Annotated in this window: 24 protein-coding genes and 1 riboswitch; of the genes, 11 read left to right on the forward strand and 13 right to left on the reverse strand. The window is 69.9% G+C overall.

What is annotated here, in order from left to right; all coding sequences use genetic code 11:
• The first annotated feature begins 60 nt into the window (after window positions 1–60).
• Window positions 61–504, forward strand: a complete 444-nt coding sequence (locus tag J7U37_RS10930) for a PACE efflux transporter (protein ID WP_056486977.1) — start codon at window positions 61–63, stop codon at window positions 502–504.
• On the opposite strand, the gene J7U37_RS10935 is transcribed toward J7U37_RS10930, so the two are convergent.
• Entirely contained in the window at window positions 444–1,487 is a 1,044-nt protein-coding gene (locus tag J7U37_RS10935) for a hypothetical protein (protein ID WP_247635726.1), read from the reverse strand. The genes J7U37_RS10930 and J7U37_RS10935 overlap by 61 nt on opposite strands.
• Before the next feature lie 406 nt (window positions 1,488–1,893).
• Window positions 1,894–2,640 carry a phosphonate metabolism transcriptional regulator PhnF gene (phnF, locus tag J7U37_RS10940; RefSeq protein ID WP_247635727.1) on the reverse strand — a complete coding sequence of 249 codons (747 nt, stop codon included), beginning with the start codon at window positions 2,638–2,640 and terminating at the stop codon, window positions 1,894–1,896.
• A gap of 133 nt (window positions 2,641–2,773) precedes the next feature.
• Between phnF and phnG the strand changes: the two genes are divergently transcribed.
• From phnG to phnN, 8 genes are read left to right on the forward strand one after another with little or no spacing between them, the layout of a single operon-like run.
• On the forward strand, window positions 2,774–3,217 hold the full coding sequence (gene phnG, locus J7U37_RS10945) for a phosphonate C-P lyase system protein PhnG (protein WP_282103764.1): 444 nt from the start codon (window positions 2,774–2,776) through the stop codon (window positions 3,215–3,217).
• On the forward strand, window positions 3,217–3,885 hold the full coding sequence (gene phnH, locus J7U37_RS10950; protein ID WP_282103765.1) for a phosphonate C-P lyase system protein PhnH: 669 nt from the start codon (window positions 3,217–3,219) through the stop codon (window positions 3,883–3,885). Before phnG ends, phnH begins: the two co-directional genes overlap by 1 nt.
• Window positions 3,876–4,997 carry a carbon-phosphorus lyase complex subunit PhnI gene (locus tag J7U37_RS10955; protein ID WP_056185280.1) on the forward strand — a complete coding sequence of 374 codons (1,122 nt, stop codon included), beginning with the start codon at window positions 3,876–3,878 and terminating at the stop codon, window positions 4,995–4,997. The genes phnH and J7U37_RS10955 overlap by 10 nt, the downstream gene beginning before the upstream one ends.
• Complete coding sequence (locus tag J7U37_RS10960; protein ID WP_247635728.1) at window positions 4,994–5,911, forward strand: alpha-D-ribose 1-methylphosphonate 5-phosphate C-P-lyase PhnJ; 918 nt, start codon at window positions 4,994–4,996, stop codon at window positions 5,909–5,911. The genes J7U37_RS10955 and J7U37_RS10960 overlap by 4 nt, the downstream gene beginning before the upstream one ends.
• Entirely contained in the window at window positions 5,911–6,681 is a 771-nt protein-coding gene (gene phnK, locus J7U37_RS10965) for a phosphonate C-P lyase system protein PhnK (protein ID WP_056185275.1), read from the forward strand. The genes J7U37_RS10960 and phnK overlap by 1 nt, the downstream gene beginning before the upstream one ends.
• A complete protein-coding gene (phnL, locus tag J7U37_RS10970; protein WP_247635729.1) occupies window positions 6,678–7,397 on the forward strand; it encodes a phosphonate C-P lyase system protein PhnL in 720 nt (239 codons plus the stop codon). Before phnK ends, phnL begins: the two co-directional genes overlap by 4 nt.
• 17 nt (window positions 7,398–7,414) lie before the next feature.
• Window positions 7,415–8,557 carry an alpha-D-ribose 1-methylphosphonate 5-triphosphate diphosphatase gene (locus tag J7U37_RS10975; protein WP_247635793.1) on the forward strand — a complete coding sequence of 381 codons (1,143 nt, stop codon included), beginning with the start codon at window positions 7,415–7,417 and terminating at the stop codon, window positions 8,555–8,557.
• The gene (gene phnN / locus J7U37_RS10980) at window positions 8,557–9,093 is read left to right on the forward strand and encodes a phosphonate metabolism protein/1,5-bisphosphokinase (PRPP-forming) PhnN (protein ID WP_247635730.1); all 537 of its coding nucleotides are present in this window, start codon (window positions 8,557–8,559) and stop codon (window positions 9,091–9,093) included. Before J7U37_RS10975 ends, phnN begins: the two co-directional genes overlap by 1 nt.
• Window positions 9,094–9,216: 123 nt before the next feature.
• Here phnN and pnp read toward each other — a convergent pair whose 3' ends face one another.
• The 3 genes from pnp to J7U37_RS10995 form a co-directional block, all read right to left on the reverse strand.
• A complete protein-coding gene (gene pnp, locus J7U37_RS10985; RefSeq protein ID WP_056185267.1) occupies window positions 9,217–11,388 on the reverse strand; it encodes a polyribonucleotide nucleotidyltransferase in 2,172 nt (723 codons plus the stop codon).
• A 206-nt stretch (window positions 11,389–11,594) separates the two neighbouring features.
• Window positions 11,595–11,864, reverse strand: a complete 270-nt coding sequence (rpsO, locus tag J7U37_RS10990; RefSeq protein ID WP_055950756.1) for a 30S ribosomal protein S15 — start codon at window positions 11,862–11,864, stop codon at window positions 11,595–11,597.
• Window positions 11,865–12,082: 218 nt separating this feature from the next.
• Window positions 12,083–13,153 carry a low specificity L-threonine aldolase gene (locus J7U37_RS10995; RefSeq protein WP_247635731.1) on the reverse strand — a complete coding sequence of 357 codons (1,071 nt, stop codon included), beginning with the start codon at window positions 13,151–13,153 and terminating at the stop codon, window positions 12,083–12,085.
• A gap of 64 nt (window positions 13,154–13,217) precedes the next feature.
• Window positions 13,218–13,330: riboswitch (SAM-I-IV-variant riboswitch) on the reverse strand.
• Between the two features lie 114 nt (window positions 13,331–13,444).
• Between J7U37_RS10995 and J7U37_RS11000 the strand changes: the two genes are divergently transcribed.
• Window positions 13,445–14,911 (forward strand): amino acid permease, encoded by a 1,467-nt coding sequence (locus J7U37_RS11000; RefSeq protein WP_247635732.1) that lies wholly within the window; start codon window positions 13,445–13,447, stop codon window positions 14,909–14,911.
• Between the two features lie 191 nt (window positions 14,912–15,102).
• Here the strand turns inward: J7U37_RS11000 and J7U37_RS11005 are convergent, their stop codons facing one another.
• From J7U37_RS11005 to xth, 3 genes are all read right to left on the reverse strand, one after another.
• Complete coding sequence (locus J7U37_RS11005; RefSeq protein WP_247635733.1) at window positions 15,103–15,810, reverse strand: class I SAM-dependent methyltransferase; 708 nt, start codon at window positions 15,808–15,810, stop codon at window positions 15,103–15,105.
• Window positions 15,807–17,054 (reverse strand): DUF3419 family protein, encoded by a 1,248-nt coding sequence (locus J7U37_RS11010; RefSeq protein ID WP_247635734.1) that lies wholly within the window; start codon window positions 17,052–17,054, stop codon window positions 15,807–15,809. The genes J7U37_RS11005 and J7U37_RS11010 overlap by 4 nt, the downstream gene beginning before the upstream one ends.
• 189 nt (window positions 17,055–17,243) lie before the next feature.
• Window positions 17,244–18,053, reverse strand: a complete 810-nt coding sequence (gene xth / locus J7U37_RS11015) for an exodeoxyribonuclease III (protein ID WP_056185254.1) — start codon at window positions 18,051–18,053, stop codon at window positions 17,244–17,246.
• Window positions 18,054–18,217: 164 nt separating this feature from the next.
• Between xth and J7U37_RS11020 the strand changes: the two genes are divergently transcribed.
• A complete protein-coding gene (locus J7U37_RS11020) occupies window positions 18,218–18,970 on the forward strand; it encodes a lysophospholipid acyltransferase family protein (protein WP_056185252.1) in 753 nt (250 codons plus the stop codon).
• Window positions 18,971–18,986: 16 nt separating this feature from the next.
• Here J7U37_RS11020 and tatC read toward each other — a convergent pair whose 3' ends face one another.
• The 5 genes from tatC to J7U37_RS11045 all read right to left on the reverse strand — a co-directional run bounded on the left by tatC (window position 18,987) and on the right by J7U37_RS11045 (window position 23,727).
• Window positions 18,987–19,787, reverse strand: coding sequence for a twin-arginine translocase subunit TatC (gene tatC / locus J7U37_RS11025; protein ID WP_056185248.1), 801 nt, complete (start codon window positions 19,785–19,787; stop codon window positions 18,987–18,989).
• Window positions 19,784–20,386, reverse strand: coding sequence for a Sec-independent protein translocase protein TatB (gene tatB, locus J7U37_RS11030; RefSeq protein ID WP_247635735.1), 603 nt, complete (start codon window positions 20,384–20,386; stop codon window positions 19,784–19,786). The genes tatC and tatB overlap by 4 nt, the downstream gene beginning before the upstream one ends.
• Before the next feature lie 115 nt (window positions 20,387–20,501).
• On the reverse strand, window positions 20,502–20,756 hold the full coding sequence (locus J7U37_RS11035) for a twin-arginine translocase TatA/TatE family subunit (RefSeq protein ID WP_247635736.1): 255 nt from the start codon (window positions 20,754–20,756) through the stop codon (window positions 20,502–20,504).
• A gap of 196 nt (window positions 20,757–20,952) precedes the next feature.
• The gene (gene nagZ, locus J7U37_RS11040) at window positions 20,953–21,960 is read right to left on the reverse strand and encodes a beta-N-acetylhexosaminidase (protein WP_247635737.1); all 1,008 of its coding nucleotides are present in this window, start codon (window positions 21,958–21,960) and stop codon (window positions 20,953–20,955) included.
• Window positions 21,961–22,194: 234 nt separating this feature from the next.
• Entirely contained in the window at window positions 22,195–23,727 is a 1,533-nt protein-coding gene (locus tag J7U37_RS11045) for an SPOR domain-containing protein (protein ID WP_247635738.1), read from the reverse strand.
• Between the last annotated feature and the right edge of the window lie 25 nt (window positions 23,728–23,752).

A 23,752-nucleotide genomic window follows, 5' to 3' on the forward strand; every position in this document is an offset into this window, starting at 1 on the left:
GTCGAACCGGGTATCGCAGATAGAAGACCCGCAACCAACGCGGCTTTTCGAGACCCCTTCATGCGCAGCACCCGTGACCGTATCCGCCATGCCCTCCTGTTCGAGCTGTTCGGGTTGTCCCTGATGATCCCGCTCGGCACCGTGCTGTTCGGCCTGCACGCCTCCGACATGGGGGTGATCGGCATCGGCAGCGCCCTGATCGCGACGGCCTGGAACTACGTCTACAATCTCGGCTTCGACCGGTCGATGCAGCGGCTGACCGGGCACACCCGCAAAAGTCTCCTGCTGCGGGTGGGGCATGCCGTGCTGTTCGAGGCGGGCCTGCTGATGATCCTGCTGCCGCCGATCGCCTGGTACCTCGGCATCGGCCTGATGGAGGCCTTCTTCATGGATCTGGCGATCGCGGCCTTCTACGTGGCCTACGCCTTCGTCTTCAATCTCGCCTACGATCGGGCCTTCCCCCTGCCGAACTGGGGCAAGGTCGCGGCCGGGCCGTCCGTCTGAGCGAGGGCCGTCATGCCCGCGTTCCTCCCCGCGTCCTCCTGCCTCGCGGGCGGCCTCTTCTGTGCCGCGGGGCCCTCCCCTTCCCCGGCAGGCAATACGGCCTCCGGTCGGTCGGCGACGAAACGCGCGGCGATCCCCGAGAATTCGGGCGTCCGGAGATAGCCGTAGGACTTGTGCGGGTTCGGCGTCCCGTCGGGGCGCCGATAGCCGTTGACGACCCGCTGGTCCGCGACGCCGACGCCGCGTTCGCTGGCAGCGTAGTCCGTACCCAGGGACCCCATGATGGCGACCACGTCCTCGCCATCGGCCAGGTTCGTCCAGGCCGCGACGTTGTTCGGCACGCGGAGCGGGCCGTGCTCGCCCTCGAACTTGAGCTTCACCTTCGCCAGACCCAGGGGCGAGGCCGCCGTGACGAGGTGGTCGATGCGCAGGGCGGGGTCTTCCCGCTCCAGCATCCGCAAGACGTCGTAGGCGATGACCGATCCCATCGAGTGCGCCACCAGCAGGATGCGATGGCTGCGGAACGCCCTCAGGCGCTCGCTCAGCCGCGCCCGGACCCGGCGGGCGAAGTCCCGCTCGGCGTGGTAGTGCCAGAGGTCGTCGAAGCGATGCTCCAGGATCACGTCGTCCACGAGGGTGAGGCCGGTCGCCTCCTCGACCGCATCGATCCCGGCATAGATCGGCGCCAGCACGGCGTTGGCGGTGAGCACCGGCGCCGCGTCCCCGTCGGGCAGCGGCCCCGTCCCGTCATAGGGCCGGTACGGCTCGCGGTTGCCGTCCTCGGACAGGGGCGCGTCGTAGCGGAGGTCGGCCCAGTAGACGAACTCGAACCGGAAGGCGGGCTCGGCGAGGCCCTGGTTGCGCGCGAGGCCCTCGCTGACCGCCGCCTTCCACCAGCGCGTCTTCTCGTCTGCGGGCGGCTTGTTCGCCAGGCCGTGGATGCCGATGACGACGCAGTCGCGCTCCACGGGTCCGCTTTCCATGGGTCCGCTCTCCATGGGTCCGCAAGGTTCCTCTCGACGACGGCGCGCCGGTCGCGCGCGACAAGCGGAACGCCGAGCCCCCCGGCAGGGATGCATCGGGCCGGCGGATACGGGGACGCAGGCCACCGCCAGCTCCCGAATCCGTCCGATCCGACATTCGGCTGATCGCCTCGGAGGGGGCCAGCCAGACCGCGCTTCCTCGCCGGGCGGACTCACACATCCACGTTTTGGGAAGCTCGACCACGTTTTAAAAAGCGCGACGCGTCGCTCTCCCCCTTGCGGAGAGAGGTCAGGAGTGGGGGTGGTTGGGTGACCCGGCGGATCGCGGGAAGGCCCGAAATCCGCTCGGAGGAGGGCCGCGTCGCGTCGAGAGGCGTGACGATCGTAGGCGCCACGCAGGCGCCGATCACTCCACCACCAGTTCCACCCGGTCGGCGGCGAACAGGCTGCGGGTGGCCTGGATGCGAAGGCCCGCCCCGTCCACGTTCACGCTCGACAGGGCGATGAGGGTGCGGCCGGGGGCGATGTCGAGGCGCGACGCCTCCTCCGCCTCGGCGGGGCGGGCGCCGATCCGGGTCGAGAGCCGGGTGTAGTCGGCGACCCCGAAATCCGCATACGCCCGGGTAATCGAACCGCTGGCGGCGTAGGCCGCGTCGAATCCGGCAAAGCGCGGCAGCGGCAGACAGGTGCGGGCCGTCGAGATCGGCGCGCCGTCGGCCCGGTGCACGGTCAGCAGTTCGAGGATCGGGACGCCGGGGGCGAGCGCCAGGGCCTCGGCCCAGCCCGCATCGGCCGGCACGGTCGCGGCGGCGATCAGGTCGCCCCAGGCCTCGCGGCCGGTGCGCGAGACGATCTCCGAGAATCGGGTGCGCGGGCCGATCGGATAGGGGATCGGCCCCTGCTCCACGAAGCTGCCCCTGCCCTGCGTGGTGCGGACCAGCCCGCCCTCGGCAAGCACGCCCAGCGCCCGGCGCACCGTGTGCCGGTTCACGCCGAAGCGCGCGGCGAGCGCCGATTCCGAGGGCAGTTGCCCCCCGGCGGCGAAGACCCCGCTTCGGATCTCCTCCGCCAGAGCGTCGGCGATCTGCCGCCAGGCCGCCAGGCCGGCGCCCCGCTGGAGGGCCGTCACGCCGGTGTCGCGCACCTCATTCATGGATGGCTCGCACGAATTGCCCGCATGACGTCCTCGAAAGCCCTTGCGTCCGGTCATCCACTTGTCTAGATGTATAGACAGGTTTGGAGACCGATCGATGCCGAGCGCCAGCCAAACACCACCTGAGCCCCCGATGCCAGACCCCGCCGCCCGGCAACGCGCGATGGCTCGGGCCGGACAGGCCACCCTGGACGAACTGCACGCGGCCCTGGCGCAGGCCGGCGCGAACCCGGTGGCCGAGGATCTGCGCCGGCCGGAGACCGGACTGGTCATGGTGCGCGGCCGAATCGGCGGCGACGGCCGGCCCTTCAACGCCGGCGAGGCCACGGTGACCCGGGCGGCGGTGCGCCTGCCCGGCGGCGAGACCGGCTTCGCCTACCATCTCGGCCGCGACCGGGACCGCGCCCGCCTCGCCGCCATCGTGGATGCCCATTGGCAGCGCCCGGAGGCACGGCCCGCCCTCGATGCGGCCCTGGCCGCCATCGCCGAACGCCGGGCGGAGGCTGCGGCGCAGGCCGCCCGCAAGTTCGCGGCGACGCGGGTGAACTTCTTCACCCTGGCGCGGGGAGAGGATTGATGGCTCAGACTCACACCCAGGCCCTTGCCAAGACCCAGGCCGAGACTCTTTCCCAAACTCGGACTCTTGCCCGCGGCTTCGCCGATCCCGTCCATGAGGGGCAGGCGGTGTTCCGCGCCGCGATGGAGGCCTTGAGCCGGCCCGGCCGCCTCCGCCCCCTGGCCACCGCCCTGGTGCCCCCGGCGCCGCTCACGCCGGAACTCGCGGCGCTGGCCCTGGCGCTCATCGACGCCGACACGCCGGTCTGGCTCGATGCACCGCTCCGGGCCGAGCCGGCGGTCGCCGCCTTCCTGCGCTTCCACACCGGGGCGCCGCTCGTCGACGCGCCGGATCGGGCCGCCTTCGCGCTGATCGCCGATCCGGCCCGTTGCCCGGCCTTCACGGACTTCGCGCCCGGCACCCCCGCCTACCCGGATACCTCCGCCACGCTGATTCTCGCCGTCGAGACCCTGTCCGACGAAGGCGGCCCCGCCTTCGCGGGGCCGGGCATCCGCGGCACCGCATCGTTCGACGCGTCGCCCCTACCCGCCGACTGGGCGTCGCGCTGGGCCGCGAACCACGCGGCCTTCCCCCTGGGCCTCGATCTCCTGTTCGTCGCCCCCGGGTCCCTTGCCGGCCTCCCGCGCTCGACCCGTCCCGTCGCCCCGGAGATGTCCCCATGTACGTAGCCGTGAAGGGCGGCGAGGCCGCCATCGACAACGCTCACCGGCTCCTGGCCGAGGCCCGGCGCGGCGACCCGGCGGTGCCCGATCTCGGCGTGGCGCAGATCCGCGAGCAGATGCGCCTCCTGGTCGACCGGGTGATGACCGAGGGCTCGCTCTACGATCCGGATCTCGCCGCCCTCGCCCTCAAGCAGGCCCGGGGCGACGTAGTCGAGGCGGTGTTCCTGGTGCGGGCCTACCGCACCACGCTGCCGCGCTTCGGCGCCACCGCGCCCGTCGACACCGGCGCGATGACGCTGACGCGGCGCATCTCCGCCACCTTCAAGGATCTGCCCGGCGGGCAGGTGCTGGGTCCGACCTTCGACTACACCCACCGCCTCGTGGATTTCGCCCTGGGCGACGGCGCCGATCCGGTGCCGGCCGCCGAGGCCGAGCCGGAGGCCGACGCCGCCGTCTGCCCACGGGTCACCGACCTCCTCGGTCAGGCCGGGCTGCTCGAGCCCTCGCCCCCGGACGCGGGCGCCCCCGTCGGCGACCTCACCCGCGAGCCGGTGGACTACCCCGCCGATCGGGCCGTCCGCCTTCAGGGGCTGGCGCGGGGCGACGAGGGCTTCATCCTGGCGCTCGGCTACTCGACGCAGCGCGGCTACGGCCGCACCCACCCCTTCGTCGGCGAGATCCGGGTCGGGGCGGTGGCGCTCGAATTCACGCCGGAAGAGCTGGGCTTCCCGGTCTGCCTCGGCGCGGTCGATCTGACCGAGTGCCAGATGATCAACCAGTTCCACGGCAGCGATGCGGTGCCGCCGCAATTCACCCGGGGCTACGGCCTCGTCTTCGGCCAGGGCGAGCGCAAGGCCATGGCGATGGCCCTGGTGGACCGCTCGCTCCGGGCCGCCGAGCTCGGCGAGCCCGTGGTGGTGCCGGCCCAGGATCAGGAATTCGTGCTGGCCCATTGCGACAGCCTGCAGGCGACGGGCTTCGTCGAGCACATGAAGCTGCCGCACTACGTCGATTTCCAGGCCGAACTCGATCTCGTCCGGCGCCTGCGCGCCGAGCATGCCGCCCGGGCGGCCGATTCGGTCCCGGACGAATCCGCCTGGCCGGAGGCCGCCGAATGAACCCGCAAGGTCCCGTCTCCGTCACGGTCTCGGCCGGCACCGGCTACAACTTCGCCTATCTCGACGAGGGGACGAAGCGGATGATCCGCCGGGCCATCCTCAAGGCCATCGCGATCCCCGGCTACCAGGTGCCCTTCGCCGCCCGCGAGATGCCGATGCCCTACGGCTGGGGCACCGGCGGGGTGCAGGTCACCACCGCGATCCTGGGCGCCGCGGACGTCCTCAAGGTGATCGACCAGGGCGCCGACGACACCACCAACGCGGTCTCGATCCGGCGCTTCTTCACCGCCACCGCGGGCATCGCCACCACGACCCGCACGGCGGAGGCCACCGTGATCCAGACCCGCCACCGCATCCCGGAGGCGCCGCTCGCCGAGGGTCAGGTCCTCGTCTACCAGGTGCCGATCCCCGAGCCCTTGCGCTTCCTCGAGCCGCGCGAGACCGAGACGCGCCAGCTCCACGCGTTGGCCGAATACGGCCTGATGCACGTCAAGCTCTACGAGGACATCGCCCGCCACGGCCACATCGCCACCACCTACGCCTACCCGGTGGAGGTGGCCGGGCGCTACGTGATGGACCCCTCCCCGACGCCGAAATTCGACAACCCCAAGATGGACGACTGCCCCGCCCTCCAGCTCTTCGGAGCCGGGCGCGAGAAGCGCATCTACGCGATCCCGCCCTACACCCGGGTGCGCAGCCTCGACTTCGAGGACCATCCGTTCCGGGTCCAGAGCTTCGACCGCCCCTGCGCCTTGTGCGGCGCCGAAGGCGTCTATCTCGACGAGGTCGTCCTCGACGATGCCGGCGGCCGGATGTTCGTCTGCTCGGACACCGATCATTGCGAGACCCGCCGTGTTGAGACCCGCCGTGACGAGACCTGCCGCGCCGACGGCCATACCGGAGAGGCCGCGTGATGGAACCGCTCCTGACCGTCGAAGGCCTGACCAAGCGCTACGGCCGGCGCCTCGCCTGCGACGGCATCGGCTTCAGCCTCGACCCCGGCGAGGTCCTGGCGGTGGTCGGCGAATCGGGCTCCGGCAAGTCGACCCTGCTGTCGCTCATCGCCGGCGAGGTCGCGGCCGATGCGGGTTCGGTGTCCTACCGCATGCGCGACGGCGAAACGCGTGACCTCGACGCGTTGAGCGTGGTCGACCGACGCGCGCTGATGCGCACGGATTGGGGCTTCGTGCGCCAGGACGCCACCCAGGGCCTGCGCATGGCGGTCTCTGCCGGAGGCAATGTCGGCGAGCGCCTGATGGGGGTGGGCGACCGCCATTACGGCCGCATCCGCGCCACCGCCCTCGACTGGCTCGCCCGCGTCGAGATCGCCCCCGACCGGGTCGACGATCCGCCGACGCGCTTCTCCGGCGGTATGCGCCAGCGCCTGCAGATCGCCCGCAACCTCGTCACCGCGCCCCGTCTCGTGCTCATGGACGAGCCGACCTCGGGCCTCGACGTCTCGGTCCAGGCCCGCCTCCTCGATATGATCCGGGGTCTGGTGGCCGAGCTCGGCCTCGCGGTGATCATCGTCACCCACGACCTCGCCGTGGCGCGCCTGCTCTCGCACCGCGTCCTCGTCATGCGCGCGGGCCGGGTGATCGAGACCGGTCTGACCGACCAGGTCCTGGACGACCCCCAGGCCGCCTACACCCAGCTCCTCGTCTCCTCGGTGCTCGCCGCATGACGCTTCACGCAACGATGCCCCTCCTGGTTTTCGACAACGTGGCCAAGAGCTTCACCCTGCATCTGCGCGGCGGCTCCGTGCTGCCGGTGATCGCCGACGCCACCCTGGCGGTCCATCCGGGCGAGTGCGTCGTGCTCGGCGGCGCCTCGGGGGCGGGCAAGTCCTCGCTCCTCAAGATGGCTTACGGCAATTACCGCTGCGCTGCCGGCGCCATCCGGGTCCGCGATCGCGACCGCATCGTCGACCTCGCCACGGCCGCACCGCGTGAGATCCTGGGCCTTCGCCGCACCACCCTGTCCTACGTCTCGCAGTTCCTTCGGGTGATTCCCCGCGTCAGCGCCCGCGCCGTGGTGGAGGCCGCCGGCCGCGAGGGCGGCCTCGGCCCCGAGGCGGCCCGCATCCGGGCGGGCGACCTCCTGGCCCGTCTCAACCTGCCTGAGCGCCTGTGGGCCCTGCCTCCCGCCACCTTCTCGGGGGGCGAGCAGCAGCGGGTGAACATCGCCCGCGGCCTCATCGCCGAGCGGCCGATCCTCCTCATGGACGAGCCGACGGCCTCCCTCGACGCGCAGAACCGTGCCGTCGTGGTGGACCTCATCGCCGAGAAGCGCGCCGCCGGCACCGCCATCCTCGGCATCTTCCACGATGCGGACGTGCGCGAGGCGGTGGCGACCCGGATCGTCGACGTCGCCGCCTTCCGCGGAGCGATGGCGGCATGAAGCGGGAACAGGCAAGCATGACGGACCGGGTCGAAATTCTCGAGAACGCGCGCCTGGTTCTGCCCGACCGGGTCGAGACCGGCTGGCTCGCGGCGGTCGACGGGCGCATCGCCGAGATCGGCACCGGGCGCGCGCCCGAGCGCGGCCTCGACTGCGCGGGCGACACCATCATCCCGGGCCTCGTCGAACTCCACACCGACCATCTGGAGAGCCACTACGCCCCGCGCCCCGGCGTGCGCTGGCATCCCCTCGGGGCGGTGCTGGCCTACGATGCCCAGATCGCGGCGTCCGGCATCACCACGGTGTTCGATTCGCTGCGGGCCGGCACCGATCCGGACGGCAGCGGCCTCGGCACCGAGCTGGAGCTTCTGGCTGCCGCCCTGGCGGAAGCCCAAGGTGCGGACCTGTTCCGGTCCGAGCACCGCACCCACCTGCGCTGCGAGATTCCCTCCACCGACGTGGTCGGGACCGTGCGCGCCTTCGCCGAGCGCTATGCCATCGGCCTGCTGTCGCTGATGGACCATACGCCGGGCCAGCGTCAGTTCCGCGATGTGGCCAAGTACTACGTCTATGCCGGGCGCGGCGGTCGCTCCCTGGAGGAGATCAAGCTCAGCACCGAGCGCAAGATGCGCGACGGCCATGCCCTCAACGCCGTGAACCGGCCCGCCCTGGTGGCGCTGGCCCGCGAACGCGGCATCCCGCTTGCCAGCCACGACGACACGACGCTGGCCGACGTGGCGCTGTCGCGCGACGAGTCGGTGGCGCTCGCCGAATTCCCCACCACCCTGGAGGCGGCCGAGGCGTCGCACACGGCCGGCATCACCGTGATGATGGGGGCACCCAATCTGATCCGGGGCGGCTCGCATTCGGGCAACGTCGCGGCTCATACCCTGGCGGAGGCCGGTATCCTCAGCATCCTGTCCTCGGACTACGTGCCGGCAAGTCTGCTGATGGCCGCTTTCGGCCTGTCCGAGCGCGTGCCCGGCATCAGCCTGCCCGACGCCATCGCCACCGTGACGGCCAATCCGGCCCGCGCCACCGGCCTGACCGATCGCGGCCGACTGGAATCGGGCCTGCGCGCCGATCTCGTCCGGGTCCGCCTCGCCCGGGGCGTGCCGGTCGTGCGCCAGGTCTGGCGCGCCGGCGAGCGGGTGGTGTGATGCCCGGCGGCTTCGCCCTCGTGGTCGGCCCGAGCGGGGCCGGCAAGGACACCCTGTTGCGGCTGGCGCGGGACGCGCTCGCCGGCGATCCCCGCTTCGTCTTCCCGCGCCGCCTCATCACCCGGGCGCCCTCGGCCCACGAGGACAACGTCGCCCTCACGGAGGAGGCCTTTTCCGCGGGCGCCGCCTCCGGTGCCTTCGCTCTGCACTGGCGGGCCCATGGCCTGGGCTACGCGATCCCCTCCGAGACCGTGGAGCAGGCCTGGGCCGGACGGGTGGTGGTCTGCAACGTCTCCCGCCGGATCGTTGACGAGGCTCGGCGGACCCTGCCGCATGTCGGCGTCGTCGCCATTACGGCCGCGCCCGACGTGCTCGCCCAGCGCCTGGCGGCCCGCGCCCGGCCCGAGGACGGCGATCTGCGCAGCCGCCTCGACCGCGTCGTCCCGATCAAAGCCGCGTGCACGATCTGGAACGATCGCGACCCTGGCAGCGCCGCCGCTGCACTGATCGCCCACCTGCGCGAGCGGGCGGCCTGAACTTCAGTCGGTCCGGGGCCGAGGCCGTTCCTCCGAACGAAGAGAGCGCGGCCCTGGCGGGACCGCGCTCTTTCTCGTTTCGGACCATCGCCGGGCGCTCGCGCACCCGGCTCAGGCTGAAGCTTACGCCTCCTGGCGGGGTCCGCGGGCGCGGTCCTGCTCGGCGTTGCGCTCGGCCTTGAGCTTCTCGGTGAGATCTTCGCCGGTCTCCTGGTCGACCACCTTCATGGACAGGCGGATCTTGCCGCGATCGTCCTGGCCGAGGAACTTGACCTTGACCTTCTGGCCTTCCTTGACGACGTCCGTCACCTTGGCGACCCGCTGGGCGGCGAGCTCCGAGATGTGGACGAGGCCGTCCTTGGCGCCGAAGAAGTTCACGAAGGCACCGAACTCCATCGTCTTCACGACGGTGCCGTCATAGATCATGCCAACTTCGGCTTCCGCCACGATGGAGCGGATCCAGTTGTAGGCGGCCTTGATGGCCTTGCCGTCGCTGGAAGCGATCTTCACCGTGCCGGTGTCGTCGATGTTGATCTTGGCGCCGGTCTTTTCGACGATCTCGCGGATCACCTTGCCGCCGGTGCCGATCACTTCCCGGATCTTGTCGGTGGGGATCTGCATGGTCTCGATGCGCGGTGCGTACTCGCCGAGCTCGGGACGGGCGTCGGTCAGGGCCTTGGCCATCTCGCCGAGGATGTGGACGCGGCCTTCCTGCGCCTGGTGCAGGGCGACCTTCATGATCTCTTCGGTGATGCCCGCGATCTTGATGTCCATCTGCAGCGAGGTGATGCCGGCTTCCGTGCCCGCCACCTTGAAGTCCATGTCGCCGAGGTGATCCTCGTCGCCGAGGATGTCGGACAGCACGGCGTAGCGCTCACCCTCGAGGATGAGGCCCATAGCGATGCCCGCCACCGGACGGCGCAGGGGCACGCCGGCATCCATCAGCGACAGCGAGGCGCCGCAGACGGAGGCCATCGAGGAGGAGCCGTTGGACTCGGTGATCTCGGACACGACGCGGATCGTGTACGGGAACTCGTGGGCCGGCGGCAGCACGGGATGCACGGCACGCCAGGCGAGCTTGCCATGGCCGATCTCGCGGCGGCCCGGGGAGCCCATGCGGCCGGTCTCGCCCACCGAGTAGGGGGGGAAGTTGTAGTGCAGCAGGAAGGTCTCCTTGTAGGTGCCTTCCAACGCGTCGATGAACTGCTCGTCCTCGCCGGTGCCGAGGGTGGCGACCACGAGGGCCTGGGTCTCGCCGCGGGTGAACAGCGACGAGCCGTGAGCGCGGGGCAGCACGCCGACCTGGGATTCGATCGGGCGCACGGTGCGCACGTCGCGGCCGTCGATGCGCGAGCCGGTGTCGAGGATGTTCCAGCGCACGACCTTGGACTGCGCTTCCTTGAACGCGGCCTTGACCTTCTCGGCCGGGAACTTCGCCTCGCCCTCGGCGGGGCAGAGGGCGGCCATCACCTTCGCCTTGACGGCGTCGACGGCGGCGTAGCGCTCCTGCTTGACGGTGTTCTTGTAGGCAGCGCGCAGATCGGACTCGCACACGTCGAGAACGGCCTGCTCCACGTCGCCGTTCTCGGGAGCCTGGAAGTTGCGGGGCTCCTTGGCGGCCTTCTCGGCCAGACGGATGATCGCCTCGATGACCGGCTGGAAATGCTTGTGGCCGAACATCACGGCGCCGAGCATGATCTCCTCGTCGAGCTCCTTCGCCTCGGACTCGACCATCAGGACGGCATCCTGGGTGCCGGCGACGACGAGATCGAGGGTCGAGGCCTCGAGGTCGGCCACCAGCGGGTTGAGGCTGTACTGGCCGTTGGCGTAGCCGACACGGGCGGCGCCGATCGGGCCCATGAAGGGCACGCCCGACAGGGTCAGGGCGGCGGAAGCGGCGACCATCGCGAGGATGTCGGGATCGTTCTCAAGGTCGTGGGTCAGGACGGTGACGACGACCTGGGTGTCGTTGCGCCAGCCCTCGACGAAGAGGGGGCGGATCGGGCGATCGATGAGGCGGGAGACCAGGGTCTCCTTCTCGCTGGGCCGACCCTCGCGCTTGAAGTAGCCGCCGGGGATGCGGCCGGCGGCGTAGGCGCGCTCCTGATAGTTCACCGTGAGGGGGAGGAAGTCGATGCCGGCCTTAGGCTCCTTGCCGGACACCACGGTGGCGAGCACCGAGGTCTCGCCGTAGGTCGCCATGACGGAACCGTCGGCCTGGCGGGCAACCTTGCCCGTCTCGAGGACGAGCTTGCGGTCGCCCCACATCAGCTCTTCGCGTTGGATATCGAACATATGTCTAGCCTTCCTGCGGTCGGGCGAACCCGGCGCCGTCAGGGGCAAGATGGCGGGGGGCGCCGCGCACCGTGCCCCCCGCGATCCTGTCCCCGACGCATCCGCCTTCAAGTCGCCCGGGTTTTCGAGTGGCCGAACCCATTCCGGCAACCCGAACTGTCAAAACGCGGTCCCGGGCCGGGCCCGGAACCGCGTGAGCGCCGTGTTTAGCGGCGGATGCCGAGACGCTCGATGAGGCTGCGGTAGCGGGCCTCGTCCTTGCGCTTGACGTAGTCGAGCAGCGAGCGGCGCTGCGAAACCATCTTCAGGAGGCCGCGGCGGGAATGGTTGTCCTTGCCGTGGGTCTTGAAGTGGCCGGTGAGGTTGGTGATCCGCTCGGTGAGGATCGCCACCTGGACCTCCGGAGAACCGGTGTCCTTGCCGCCGGTCGCGTATTCCTTGATCAGCGCGGTCTTGCGCTCTGCCGTGATCGACATCGCAGTGCCTTTCGGTACGGGTTTTCGGAAACGGGCGGCCCCGTCAGGAGAGCCGCGCCACGCTCGTGGAAGGCCGGTGCCGGGATGTCGTCCAGCACGGTCAGGCCCACAAGCAGCTTGTGCCCCGGCCCCGTTCACACGGGTCGGAGCAGCGCGGACCATACACGAAACCGGCTGTGACGCCAGCCCTCGGTCTGTCGGGATGAGAGATCGACCTCTCAGGCCGCCACGGCGACCGAGGTGCCCACGGCGCGGATGTCCGCCGCCAGGGTCGCGATCCGGGCGAGGTCCGAATCCCAGGCGAACATGAAGCGGGCGCCGCCGCCGATGAAGGTGTAGAAGCGCCAGCCCCGGGCGCGCAGAGCCTCGAGGTGCTCGGGCGCGGCGCGCAGGAACACCGCGTTGGCCTCCACCGGGAACATCAGGTCGAAGGCGGCCACATCCGCCACGGCCGAGGCGAGACGCTGTGCGCAGGCATTGGCGTGGCTCGCGTGGCGCAGCCAGGCGCCGTCCTCCAGGACCCCGACCCAGGGGGCGGAGAGGAAGCGCATCTTCGAGGCGAGCTGTCCCGCCTGCTTGCAGCGATAGCCGAAATCCTCCGCCAGTGCCGGGTCGAAGAACAGGATCGCCTCGCCCGCCGCCATGCCGTTCTTGGTGCCACCGAAGCAGAGGAGGTCGACGCCGGCCTTCCAGGTCATCTCGGCCGGGCTGCAGCCGAGGCTGGCACAGGCATTGGCGAAGCGCGCCCCGTCCATGTGGAGGCGCAGGTCCAGATCCCGGCAGGCGGCGGCGATCTCACGGATCTCGGCGAGGCTGTAGAGCTGCCCCGTCTCGGTGGGCTGGGTGATCGTCACCACCCGAGGCTTGGGGAAATGGATATCCGAGCGTCCCGTGGCGACGCCCCGGATCAGGGCCGGGTCGAGCTTGCCGTCGGGGCTCGCCACCACGAGGAGCTTCGAGCCGTTGGAGAAGAATTCGGGGGCCCCGCACTCGTCGGTCTCGACATGGGCCGAGGCCGAGCAGATCACGCTGTGATAGGATTGACAGAGCGAAGCGAGCGCCAGCGCGTTGGCGGCCGTGCCGTTGAAGGCGAAGAACACCTCCGTGGCCTCCGTCTCGAACAGGGTCCGGAACGCGTCGGCCGCCCGCTTCGTCCACGGATCCTCGCCATAGGCCGGGACTGAGCCTTGGTTGGCTGCTGCCATCGCCGCCCAGGCCTCCGGGCAGATGCCGGCGTAGTTGTCGCTCGCAAATTGCTGCGGCTCGGGGGGATGGGTTTCCGTCAACATGGTTCGCTCTCGTCTGGCCCGGTGCGCATCAGGAGCGCGTCGACCGGCCGAGACAACGATATGGCGAAGCCCGTTTGGTTGCCGGTCCGGCCACATCCCCGCCGTTCGCCGGAGGGTGCCACCTTGCCCGGGAGGGCAGGTTGGCGTCAGGGATCGCCCTGACTCTTGATGCTGTACTAAATGCTACCAGAGGCGCCCGGCTCTGACAACACGGCTAGGTTGCCGCCGATCGTCATGGCGCAAAATCTGCCGCGATGGCGCGCGTTCCACCGCCATGTGAGAGTTGGGCCGATGAGGGGCTATAGTCCCACCGTGTGCAAATCCGCCTCGGACATCTTGGCATCGGCCGGCGAGCCGTCGTCCCTGCCGCGTTCCCTCTCCGCCTGCGACCTCGTGGCCCTTGGCGTCGGGGCGACCATCGGGGCGGGCATCTTCGTCCTCACCGGCACGGCGGCAGCAAACTATGCCGGCCCCGGCCTGACCCTGTCCTTCGTGCTGGGCGGTGTCGCCTGCGGGTTCGTCGCCCTCTGCTACGCCGAACTCGCCGCGATGGTGCCGGCCTCGGGCAGTACCTACACCTACACTTCTGCAACCCTGGGCGAGGCCTGCGCCTGGATCATCGGCTGGGACCTGGTCCTCGAATACGCCATGAGCGCCGCCACCGTGGCGGTGGGCTGGTCGGGGTATGTCCGCTCGCTGCTGAGTACGGCGGGCCTCCACCTGCCCCCTGCCCTCACGGCGGCCCCCTTTAGTCCCCTCCCCGGCGGTGCGACGGCGTGGTTCGACCTGCCGGCGGCCCTCCTTATTGGTCTGCTGACGCTGCTCCTGGTGCGCGGAAATCGCGGATCGACCCAGGTGAACGCCGTGATGGTGGTGATCAAGATAATCATCATCCTGGCCTTCGTGGGCATCGGCGCGGCTCACGTCGATACGGGCCTGTGGTCGCCGCTGGTACCGGAGAACACCGGCACCTTCGGGGAGTTCGGGTGGAGCGGGATCCTGCGGGGAGCCGGCGTGGTGTTCTTCGCCTTCATCGGCTTCGAGACGATCTCGACGGCGGCGGGCGAAACGCGGCAGCCGCAGCGCGACGCGCCGATCGGTCTCCTGGGGTCGCTGGCGATCAGCACGGTACTCTACGTGGCGGTGGCGGCCGTGCTGACCGGCCTCGTGCCCTACAGAGCCCTCGACGTGCCCGATCCAATCGCCAAGGCCGTCGAGGTGATCGGGCTCGGCACCTTTTCGGTGGCGATCAAGGTCGGGGCGATCCTGGGCCTGACGACATCGGCACTGGCCGCGCTCTACGGACAGGCCCGGATCTTCTACGCGATGGCGCGCGACGGTCTGCTGCCTCCGGCATTCGCACGGGTGCACCCGCGCTTCCGGACGCCGGCCACGAGCCAGATCACAATCGGCATCGTCACCGCCCTCGTGGCGGGGCTGGTGCCTATCGATCTTCTCGGCGAACTGGTGAGCATCGGAACGCTCTTGGCCTTCATTGTGATCTGTACGGCTATATTGGTTCTGCGTCGGACGGAGCCGAATCGACAGCGTCCCTTCCGGGTGCCGGGTATGCCGGTTGTGCCGGTGCTCGGCATCCTGTCCTGTCTCGGCCTGATGCTCGGTCTGCCGGGAGACACCTGGCTGCGTCTGGCCGTCTGGCTCGCCATCGGGCTGGCGATCTACTTCGGCTACGGCCGAAAGGCGGCACGGTTGCACCGTGCCGCTGGGCCGAGGCCTCGCGTGGCCCCGGCGGCCTGAACTCAGGAGTAGTGGCGCGGGCTCGGGCGGCCGGAGTACCGGCGACGCAGGTAAGAAACGAGCTTCGGGAGCAGAAAGGCGACGAGCAGCTTGCGCATGAGGAGCGATCTCCGGTTCCGGGGTGGGGCGGCCCGTAGGCCACCGCGTTGCAGAATCAATGCGGCGGCCGGCTCACGCGTTCCGAAGTTGGCTCACGCAATCGGCCGATGATCCGGGACGGGCGGCCCGCCACCACCAGCCGGGACGCCGCTGCCGGTCCGGCGAACGATCACCGCCTGCACACAATAGCCCCCGAAGCGCTGGCGCACGCACGCTTCGGCACCTGTTCTCGCCGCTGCGTCCGCGACCACCTGCGGCAGGGTCACGCGCGGCGTCACCGAGAAGGCCGAGAGCCAGCGGTTGAGGAGCGCCCGGGCCGGCCGCGGCAGGCCGGCCTGCCCACCAAAATCCACCACATGGAGCTGCCCTTCGGGTGCGAGATGGCCGACGGCTTCCGCCAGGACCCGCTCCCAGGGCGGGATCATCGACAGGGCGTAGGAGATGAGGATCCGATCGTAAGCGTCCTGCCCGAACAGGGCCGTGGGGTCGAAGGCCGTGGCGTCTCCGCGCGCGAGGCTGATGCGCCCGTCGAGCCCGGCTCGCGCGACGCTGCGGGCGGCGGTGTCGAGCATCGCTGCCGAGACGTCGAGGCCGTGGCAGGCCGCGCTCGGATAGGTCTGGGCGATGCGCACGAGGTTGCGTCCGGTACCGCAGCCGATCTCCAGCACGGAGCCGCCTGCCGGCACGGCAAGTTCGGCGATCGTCTGATCACGGCCCAGAAGATAGAACTTCCGGCTGGCGTCGTAGAGGTGGCGCTGGCGCCGGTACATCCGGTCCATCGCATGCGCGGCGTCGTTCATACGGCACGCAGGCGGTAGAGATGGAAGCCACCGTAGATCGCCGAGCGGTCGCGCGTCACGGCGGCTTGGCTCTCGGCCTCGGCGTAGTCCCAGGCGTTCAGGATTGCCTCCGGCACGCGGCCGGGCAGGCAGCGCTCGTCGGCCGCCGTCCGGAAGATCACCCGCGCCCCGGGCCGCGCGGTTCGGGTGATCTCGGTCCACAAAGCGGTCAGGTCGGCATCGCTCATCCAGTCCTGCGCGTCGAGCAGCACGTAGGCATCGGCGCTCTTGTCCGGGCTCCCGGCCAGGAACGCCGTCATCGATTGCTGGCGATAGCTCACCCGACCGGCCCGTGCCCGCAAGGTCTCGAAATGGCGTGGCTGAAGATAGGGCGGCAGGGCTGCGTCGGAGCCCGGCGCGTAGCTCCGGCCGAAGGCCTGCCAGGCGAAGTAGTTCCGGTCGAGATCGAAGTCGCAGGCGAGGCGCTCCAGCCGGTGTCGCAGCACGTCGACCATGCCGCCCGGGCGGTCCTTGGCCAGCGCCGTATACTGGGCCGGCGGAATCCCGAGGCCGTAGAGGGAGGCCGGGCGCCGGATCAGCCAGCGCACGAGGCGCTTCTCGAACAGAGGGGCCACGTGTGCGGCGAACAGGGCGCGCTGTTCCTCCCGGTTGCGGGCCTTGAGGACGGCGGAGAGGTCGCAACCATAGAGGCGAGCCAGCCGGTGGCCGGTGCCGATGAAGCGCCCGAGCAGCCCGTGCCGGAAGATGTTCTCGGAGAAAGCCGCGATGCGTCGCCGCCCGTCGAGGCGTCGCGTCGCCCAGTAGGCGCGAGAGGCCGCGTCGAGGTGCGGGGCGATGTGCGCGTCGTAGGCGGCCACGTTGTCCGCAGTGTCGGCGCGCCCGAAGAAGCGCAGGTAGGTCTCCGAATCGGGGAATCGGGTCAATGCCGCGACCTTGAGGCGCCCCAGGGCGATATGCGCCCCGTTGAGGTCGACCGCGCTGATGCGTGCCGGATCGGCAGTGAGGTAGGACAGCACGTTGCAACTGCCCGACGCGATGGCGACCACGTGGTCCTGTGGCTTCAGGGCCAGGGCCTCCATGTCGACCGCAGGGTCCTCCCAGATCTGCGGATAGACCAATCCGCTGAAGGCCAGGGTGAACAGCCGCTCGGCGAAGCCGGCGCGGGACAGCGCTCGGCTGCGGTGAACGGCCTGGGTCAGGCCGAGGCTGGTTTCGCGGCGGACCGCCCGTGCTGCGGAGTTCATGCGGGCTCTCGGGCTGTCCATCAGGGATGATGGACGCCGCCCCTACGCTGCGCGCATGACCGGGCGGTGACACGCCAACGGATGATCGCGATCGACGGCGAACCATTCAGGAGAATGTTGTCTCGCAGAAACGCCCGATCCGAGGACGGGACGCCGGCCGGTGGATGCGCAAGCCGATGGGCTGCCCGCTTACAGGTGCAGGGTCAGTGTCACCGGCGCATGATCGGAGGGACGCTCCCAGCCCCGGACATGGCGCGCCACCGTCAGGTCGCGGACCGTCCCGGCCAGGTCGGGGGAGACCCAGGCATGGTCGAGGCGCCGGCCCTTGTCGGCCGCCGCCCAGTCGGGGGAGCGATAGCTCCACCACGTATAGATCTTCGTCGGCTCCGGAACGAGCAGGCGGGCGGTGTCGATCCAGCCCGCTTCTCCCCGCAGGGTCTCCAGCCGTTCGGTCTCGATGGGGGTGTGGCTCACCACATCGAGGAGCTGTCTGTGGGACCAGACATCGTGCTCCAGCGGGGCCACGTTCAGATCCCCCACCAGGATCGCCGGGCCGCTGCCCCGCCGGCCACCCCAGGCGCGCAGGGCGTCCAGAAAATCGAGCTTGTGCGCGAATTTCGGGTTGAGGGCGCGGTCCGGCACGTCGCCCCCGGCCGGAACGTAGAAATCGTGCAGCACGATCCCCGCCGCCTTCCCGGCCTCCGGCCCCAGCATGGCCGAGATGTGGCGCGCATCCTGGCGCTCGCAGAAGGCCATGACGTCACGGGCGACGAGCGGGAAGCGCGACAGGATCGCGACGCCGTTATAGCCCTTCTGACCAGCGAACACGACGTGTTCGTAGCCCGACCCGCGCAGGGCCTTCAGCGGAAACGCGTCGTCTGGGCACTTTGTCTCCTGCAGGCAGAGCACGTCCGGCTGCGCCTCCGCCAGGAAGCGGAGAACCGAATCGATGCGCAGCCGCACCGAGTTGATGTTCCAGGAGGTGACGGTCAGGCGCACGGCGTTCGGCTCGCGTGAAACTGGAAAGTGTTTAAAGGATCGTCCGCGCGACGGCGGCGGGCCGGCATAGACCGGATCGCCGCCGCCGTCGCCGGGGAAATGCCGCGCCAGAGGCTCATGATCCGCGAGGGATCGCGCGTCGGGCGAGATCGAGGGATTGTCACGTGTCGCGCATCCGTTCCGCGCTTTTCAATGCCTACTGGGCCGGCTGGACCGCCCTGTTCATCCTGCCGCTGGCGGTGCTTGCCCTTCTGGGCGCACCGGCACGGCCCATCCGCGCCTTCACCCGCCTGTGGTCGCGCGGGATCCTATTCGGCCTCGCCCGCATCATCGGGCTGACCTACGTCGAGGAAGGCCGCAGCCGCATCCCGGCCGAGCCCTGCCTCATCGTGGCCAACCATCAGTCCGCCTGGGAGACCCTGGCCTTCCTCGTTCTGGTGCCGAACGTTGCCATCGTGGCCAAGCGCGAACTGGTGGCCATCCCCATCGTCGGCTGGTTCCTGCGTCGCTCGCCGATGATCATCATCGACCGGGCCAACGGCACCCAGGCCCTCCGGGTGATGATCGACGAGAGTCGCGCGGCGATCGCGCAAGGACGTTCGGTGCTGATGTTTCCCGAGGGCACCCGCGGCGGCATCGACGAGCCCGTCCAGTTCAAGCGCGGTGTCGAACTGCTCTACGCCAAGCTGGGGCTCAGTGTGCTGCCGGTGGCGGTGAATTCCGGTCTGTTCTGGCCTCACGGCGGCGCCCGCCACAGCCCTGGGACCGTGACGGTGAGCTACCTGGCTCCCCTACCCCCCGGCCTGACCGGCGCCGAGTTCATGCGTGGCACGCAAGGGGCGATCGATGCCGAGCTGAACCGCTGGCGGACATCGGGAGCCTCGGCGATGACGATGGCGAGCGCCGAGGCTTCCTAAAGCACGGGCGAATGCCCTAGGGCTCCAGGCCCTCAGCCTTGCGCCGGGCGGTGCGACGGCGCTCGACGCGGGCCACCGAGAAGATCGACGCCTCGTAGAGCAGCAGCATGGGGATCGCCAGGGAGAGCTGCGAGATCACGTCCGGCGGCGTCAGGATGGCGGCGGCCACGAAGACGAGGACGATGGCGTAACGGCGCTTTTCGCGCAGGAACGCCGTGTCGATCACGCCGATCTGCCCGAGCAGGGTCAGGATCACCGGCAGCTGAAACGCGATGCCGAAGGCGAAGATCAGCGTCATGATGAGCGAGAGGTACTCGTCCACCTTCGGCAGGAGGGCGATCGTCGCCTCGCCCGGCTGCCCGATCTGCTGCAGCGAAACCGAGAACTGGATCAGCAGCGGCATCGCCAGGAAGAACACCACCAGTGCGCCGAGGATGAAGAACACCGGCGTCGCCACGAGGTAGGGCAGGAAGGCCTGACGCTCGTTGCGGTAGAGGCCCGGGGCCACGAAGGCGTAGACCTGGGTGGCGATCACCGGGAAGGCCAGGAAGCCGGCCCCGAAGACGCTGAGCTTGATGTTGGTGAAGACCTGCTCGAGGAAGTGCGTCGCGATGAGCTTGGCGTTCTCGACACCGACCACCGAGACGTAGGGGTAGACGAGAATGTTGTAGATGTGCCGCGAAAAGAAGAAGCACCCGAAGAACATCACCACGAAGGCGGCCAGCGACTTGATCAGCCGCGACCTTAGTTCGATGAGGTGGTCGAGGAGCGGGGCCCGCGAGGCTTCGATCTCGGCGTCGTCGGTCTCGTTGATCATCTGCCGGAATCAAGCTGCGGTTTGGCCGGCGTCTCTGGTCGAGAAGGCTCGGTGGGAGGCGGATCGGCGGGTGTGATGGAAGGCGTGGTGGAACTCAGCGGGTCGGCGGTCCAGGCATGGGTCGAGGTCTGCATCGAGGCTGGGGCCTCCTTGGCCATCGAGGCAGGCCGCGGTGGCAGGTCCGGGAGCGATTCCACTGGACCGACCTCGTGCGGGACAGGGGCCTGGATGCTGTTCTCGCGCTCGGCCAGTTGATCCGCCACGTTGGCGAGCCCCTGCGTAGGCGAGGACGTCGCCTTCGTCTCGGTCCGGCCGTCGACCGCACCCTTCAGTTCGTCGCGGATGGTCTGCACGGGGTTGAAGGTCGGCCCCATCGTGCTGGCGGACTTCTTGACGCCGTCCACCTCGCGACGGATCTCGTCGAACTCCGCCTCGCGAATCGCCTCGTTGAACTGCGACTGAAACTCTCCGGCCATGCGCCGCATCTTGCCCGTGATCTGACCGACCGTGCGCAGGGCCTTGGGCAGATCCTTCGGGCCGATGACGATGAGGGCGACGCCGCCGATCAGCATCACCTCGCCCCAACTCATGTCCAACATGGTGTCGACTGTCCCGCGGCCGTGCGCTGCCCATCAACGGCGCGCTGCCCATCGCAGGTCGTGGCGCGTTCCGCCAGACCTTTGATCGGCCGCAGCGCCCTCTTCGTGTCGGGCGTCAGACGACCTTGCGATCGGCCGCCACCGTATTGGCGGTCGCCGGCTCGCCCTGATGCGGCAGCGTACGCACCGGTTCGCCCGCGCTCGGCGGCGGAACCGCTGTGGTGGTCGTCTCGTCCTCGGCCATGCCCTTCTTGAAGGCCTTGATACCCTTGGCGACGTCGCCCATCAGGTCCGAGATCTTGCCGCGGCCGAACAGCAGCATCACGATGCCGGCGACGATGATCCAGTGCCAGATACTCATGCTGCCCATGGCAACCTCCCGCGCCGCAGCCTGAACGCTGCGCGTCGCCGTCTCGTGTGTCGATTGAGGGCGAACCTAAGGATCGGGCACCCGGAGCACAAGAAGTGCGGGTGACTCTCGGTCCGTTCCGATCGCCGCATCGCGGGCATGCAAGATCTCGGCCCGCATCCGGTGCATAGACCAGACATCGGGGGAAGTCTCGTGATCAGGCCGCCAGCGCCAGGGCCGCCTCGAAGCGGGCGCGGGCCTCATGCACGTCGAACGCGTCGGTGCTGGCTGGGAGGCGGGCCAGGGCCGCATCCGCCCGGCGCAGGGCTTCGCCGGCCAGGAGCGGGGCGCCCTCGGCAACGCCGCGCATCTCGTCCGGGTCGCCGTTGCAGTGCAGCCCGACGTCGATCCCGGCGGCAAAGCACGCTTCCGTGCGGGCCCGGAAACTGCCTTGGAGCGCCTGCATCGACAGGTCGTCCGTCATCAGCAGGCCGTCGAAGCCGATGGCTCCGCGGATGATGTCGCGGATCACGATGGCGGATTGCGTCGCCGGATGGGCGGCGTCGAGGGCCGTCAGGACCACGTGGGCGCTCATCGCCATGGGCAGATCGGCGAGCGCCCGGAACGGCACGAAATCCTGCGCGCTCAAGGTGGCGAGATCCGCTTCCACCACGGGAAGGCCCTTGTGGCTGTCGCAGCCCGCGCGGCCGTGACCGGGAATGTGCTTCATCACCGGCAGGACGCCGCCCTGCATCAGGCCCTCGGCCACGGCCCGGCCGATCTCGGCCACGCGCTCGGGGGCGGTGTCGTAGGCGCGATCGCCGATCACATCGTGGGCGCCGGCCACCGGCACGTCGAGCACGGGGGCGCAATCGACATTGATGCCGACGCTGGCCAGATCGTGCGCCATGAGTCGGGCGCCGAGATGCGCGATGGTAGCGGCGGAGCCGTTGAGCCCGCCAAAGCGCCGTCCGGCCGGATAGGCCGGCCAGTGCGGCGGCCCCATGCGCTGGACCCGGCCACCTTCCTGGTCGATCAGGATCGGTGCGTCGGCGCGTCCGACCGTGGCTCGCAGGGCGTCGGTGAGCGCCCGGACCTCCGCAGGCGAGCCGATGTTGCGCTTGAACAGGATGAAACCCCAGGGCGCCACGTCCCGGAAGAAGGCGGCCTCCTCGACCGAGAGAATCTTGCCGGCGCAACCGAGGATCAGGGCACGAGAGGTCATGATCAGGGACGCATCCTCGGTGGGTGAAGCCGGCACGGCGGCAAGCGAAGTTGGCGACGAATCAGCACCGGGGCGATCGGTTCACGATGGCGCCGGACAGCATCGAACGGAATGGGGTGTGGCCCCGGGAGGATGGGCGCGTGTCGCGAGGGCTACAGGGCGGTTGCAGTTGCGAGCCGACCGGGCCGGGCGTCAGACTCTGCGCCCGGCTCTCGACCGATCCGGTGCCAGACCTCAGTTCTTGGCCACGAAGCACTGTCCGCCGGCGCCCTGGAGCTGCGTGCAAAGGGTTGTCGCCTCAGTCTTGCCGAGAGGCCCGACGCGGACGCGGTAGATCGTCTTGCCGTTGACCTCGGCCTGGCGGATCAGCGCGGGCTGACCGGAGAGCTGGCTGTACTTGCCCTGCATCTGGCGGAAGGCGGCCTGAGCCTCGCTCTCACTCGTGCGGACGCCGAGCTGGACGGTATAGCCGCCGCCCGAGACCGGTGCCGTCGCCGCGACGGGCGGCGGGGCCGCGATGGCGGAGGTGGCTTCCGGCGTCACGGCGGCGACGCGCTGCGGTGCCTTGGCGCGAGGGGCAGGCGCCGGGGCTGCGGCTTGCGCCGATGCAGGCTCGGACGGTGTGGTGGCGGGCGCCTCGGCCACCGGCGGCGGAAGTCGCGTCGCGCGCTGGCGCAGGGACGGGCTTGCAGCACCGCCGTCGCTGGTTGCACCCGGCAGGGTCATGGTCGGGATCACCGATTGCGGCGCCGACGTTTCTGCGGCTGCTTCACGCTGCGGCGGCGGCGGAGGCGTGTCCGGCTTGACCGAGACGGTGCGTACCCGGCGAGGTTCGCCGAGAGAGTCGGAGAGGCCGCCCTGCTGCACTGGCGGTTGCACCGTCGGCGCTGCGCTGCCCGGCGTCGCTCCACCCTCGCCGGACCCCAGGGCCGAGCGGGCGGCCTGGGCCACGTCGAGGGGCTGCTCTTCCCGGTTGACGATCCGGATCTGGCCGTCCTTGGCGGTGCGCTCGTAGATCTGCTTGTTCTGATCCGGAATCTCGACGCCATCGGCCTTCTGCGGCGCGATCTTCAAGGGCGCGGTATCGGCCAGGATGGTCGGAACGCTTCCTCCATTGCCGGAGCTGCCGTGCAGGCCGCGCCAAGCCAGGGCCCCGGTGACGCAGAGGGCAAGAACGCTGAGACCGGCACCGACGGAGACGAGGCGGCTGCGCTTGCGCGGCCGCTCCAGGGGGCGGACCCGTTCGTCGGCGTCGTTGGGAGCAAATTCGGCCGCGTTCGCGTCCGGATACGACCCCTGTGGGTTCGCATAGCCGCCGTGATCGACGGAGGCGAGATACTGGTCGAAGGCGTCTGTCGGTGAGGCCTGCGCCGCGACCGGGTAGGCCGGTTGCGAAGAGGGGAGCTGTAATGAGGAGGCCTGTGATGCCCGGACCTCAGAGGCGTGCCCCTGAGAGATGTGCCCTTGAGAGATTTGGACAGGCGCAGTCTGGGGCCGCACCGGGCGCTCGACGAAGCTCGGCTCGATGCGGCCACGGGCGGCCGCAGCATCGGCCCGGGAGTCCCGGGCCTGCAGCAGAGCCCGGAACGGATCGTCCTGGCCAACGATGCGCGCAAGTTCCGCCAGTGGATCGGGCTTGGCCGCCTGATTCTGGGCCGGCGGCTGGCCTTGCGCAGCGGCCTGCGGCTGAGCCGATTCCTGAGGCTGCTGCAGATCCCGCGCAAAGGCGTCGAAATCGACCGTCGCCCGCGAAGCGTTCGTCGTCATGGCAGCATCCCTCTTCACGCCGAGA

This window comes from Methylobacterium sp. 37f, assembly GCF_023093475.1.
Taxonomy (GTDB): domain Bacteria; phylum Pseudomonadota; class Alphaproteobacteria; order Rhizobiales; family Beijerinckiaceae; genus Methylobacterium.